1 protein-coding gene and 1 pseudogene are annotated in these 2,782 nt (G+C 77.6%); both read left to right on the plus strand.

Features of this window, described 5'->3' with window-relative positions:
* A pseudogene (locus tag TR48_RS38325) lies at positions 1-1,014 on the plus strand (hypothetical protein); the annotation flags it as partial.
* A gap of 173 nt (positions 1,015-1,187) precedes the next feature.
* Positions 1,188-2,390 (plus strand): DNA polymerase III subunit delta', encoded by a 1,203-nt coding sequence (locus TR48_RS38330; RefSeq protein ID WP_042375603.1) that lies wholly within the window; start codon positions 1,188-1,190, stop codon positions 2,388-2,390.
* The last annotated feature ends 392 nt before the right edge of the window (positions 2,391-2,782 follow it).

Here is a 2,782-nt window from a genome sequence, read left to right on the forward strand (position 1 = left end):
GGTGCTGCGGGTGCGGGCAAGGCGGCCACGTCAGGAGCCGACGGGGCCGAGGGCGGCGGCGCGGACGGGCGCATAGCGCGCAACGGCGCCGAGTCCGCCGCCGGGCCGGCGGCCGACGACGAGACGGCCGTCATCCCGCGCGTGACGGAGGACCGTGACGGCGGCCGTGGCGCCGCCGAGGACGCGACCACCGAGATGCCGCGGATCGGTGGCGGGGCTGTCACCGAGGACGAGACGGCGGTCCTTCCGCGCGTGTCGGGCTCCGGGGCGGACGAGACCGCCGTCCTGCCCCGTGTCGTGGACGAGGGCGACGACGCGGACGAGGACGAGGTGGAGACCACAGCCGCGCTGCCGGTGGTTCAGGACCCCCGTGGGTCGGGCTCCGACGCCACGTCGCCGACGGGCACGCGCGCGCCCGTGCTCGGAGGGGACCGTTCCGCGCCGAGCGCCCCCGCCGGGACGGCGGACGAGACCATGGTGCTGCCGCCGATGCCGGCGCAGCCCCCCGTGGTCGGCTCGGCCGCGCCCGCCGAGGAGGCCGCGCCGAAGAAGTCCCGCCTGCCTCGGTTCTCCCGCAAGGGCGGGGCGCAGGGCGGCGCGGAGCCGAAGGCGCAGGCCGGCGACGCCGGGTCGCCAGCCGAGCAGACGGCGGTGCTGCCGGTCGTCGACCCGCGTGCGCAGCAGCCGCTGCCGCGCGCATGGCGGGAGGCCGCTCCGCGCAGTGCCGAGAGCGTCCAGGACAAGGTGCCCGACTGGCTCTTCCGTCCCGAGCCCGGCGCGGCGGGGTCCGAGGCGCAGACGGCGCAGATCCCGGCCGTCGAGCCGGAGGCGGGCGCTTCCCGGCCAGGGTCGGGCTCGCGCACCAGCCGCTACGACTGGGCGGAGGAGACCCCGCTCGACGATCTGCCGTCGCTCACCGACCAGCTCCTCGGCACCAAGGAGGAGTGGGCGCAGTGGCACGCCGAGCACCCGCAGCAGGATCAGGGCGCGGACGGCGGCGACGCTCGGCGCTGACGGCCGGGCGCTGACGGCCGGGCGCCGATGGCCGGGGCGGGCCCGGCTGGGCGGCGTCGGTTGTCGGTGGCGGCCGTTAGGCTGCGAGGCAGTGAAGACAGTGGACCCGCCGCAGCGAGCTGCGAAGCGGCGGCGGGTCGGTCCGGTGGGCAGTGGCAGAGCGGCGGCGTGACGTGAGCGTGTGGGACGACCTGGTCGGGCAGGACCAGGTGGTGGAGCAGCTGGTCTCCGCGGCTCGGGCGGCGCGCGCCGTGGTGACGGGGCAGTGGCCCGCCACCGGTGCGACGGGGATGACGCACGCGTGGTTGTTCACCGGTCCGCCCGGCTCCGGCATGGGGGCGGCCGCCCGTGCTTTCGCGGCGGCGCTGCAGTGCACCTCGCCCGACCTGGACCTGGGCGGGGTGCCGGGCTGCGGCTTCTGCGAGGGCTGCCACACGGCGCTGGTGGGCAGCCACGCGGACGTCGAGACCGTGCGGACGGACGTGCTCAGCATCGGCGTCAAGGAGACGCGGGAGCTGGTCCGCAACGCCTCGATGTCGCCCGCCGGCGGCCGCTGGCAGGTGATCATCCTGGAGGACTCGGACCGCCTGACCGAGGGCGCGGCCAACGTCCTGCTCAAGGCGATCGAGGAGCCGGCACCGCGCACGGTGTGGCTGCTGTGCGCGCCGAGCGTCGAGGACGCGCTGCCCACGATCCGCTCGCGTTGCCGGTTGCTCGTGCTGCGCACGCCTCCCGTGTCCGCGGTCGCTGACGTGCTGATTCGGCGCGACGGCGTGGACCCGGAGCGTGCCGTGTTCGCGGCGCGGGCGGCCCACGGGCACATCGACCGGGCCCGGCGGCTGGCACAGGACGAGGCGGCGCGCTCGCGCCGGGCGGAGGTGCTGCGGCTGCCGATGGTGGTCGGGGATCTCGGCAAGTGCCTGGCCGGCGCCCAGGCGCTGGTGGACGCGGCCGCGGCAGAGGCCAAGCAGGTCGCCGACGAGGTGGACGCGAAGGAGACCGAGGAGCTGCGGGCCGCGCTCGGCGCGGCGGCGGGCGTCGGCGGCCGGATGCCGCGCGGCACGGCGGGCGCGATGAAGGAGCTGGAGGACCGCCAGAAGCGCCGGGCCACCCGCATCCAGCGCGACAGCCTCGACCTGGCCCTGGTCGACCTGGCGGGGTTCTACCGCGACGTCCTGGCGCTCCAGTTCGGCGCGGCGACGGATCTGGCCAACGAGGATCTGCGCGCGAACGTGGAGCGCGTGGCCGCGCAGTCCTCCCCGGAGACCACCCTCCGCCGCATCGAGGCCGTCCTGACCTGCCGCGACGCGATCGAACGCAACGTCGCCCCCCTTCTCGCGGTCGAGGCCATGGCCGTCACCCTCCGCACGGGCTGATCCCCCGGCCGAGGCCGCAGGCGCGCGGAGCTGCAGCTGTGGGCTGCCGCATCCGCGCGCTGCAGCGGCCGGGCTCAGGCCGATCGCGCTGCGCCACGCGCCGCCCGCCGGGGCCCGCACCGCCCCTGCGCTGCACCAGCGCCTGCGTCGTCGGTGCCGGTGCCGCCGCGCGCGAGGATTCGCCGTGGACGTCGCCCCGCGCTACGCGCGCATGCCCGCCTGGGCGCCTCGGGCCCCGAGCCTCCCGGGCCTACCGGCCCCCGAACCTACCGGCCCCCGGGCCTACCGGCCCCCGGGCCTACCGGCCCCCGGGCCTACCGGCCCCCGGGCCTACCGGCCCCCGGGCCTACCGGCCCCCGGGCCTCCCGGGCCCACCGCCCCCAAGCGCGCCC

This window comes from Streptacidiphilus neutrinimicus, from assembly GCF_000787815.1.
GTDB classification, from domain to species: Bacteria; Actinomycetota; Actinomycetes; order Streptomycetales; family Streptomycetaceae; genus Streptacidiphilus; species Streptacidiphilus neutrinimicus.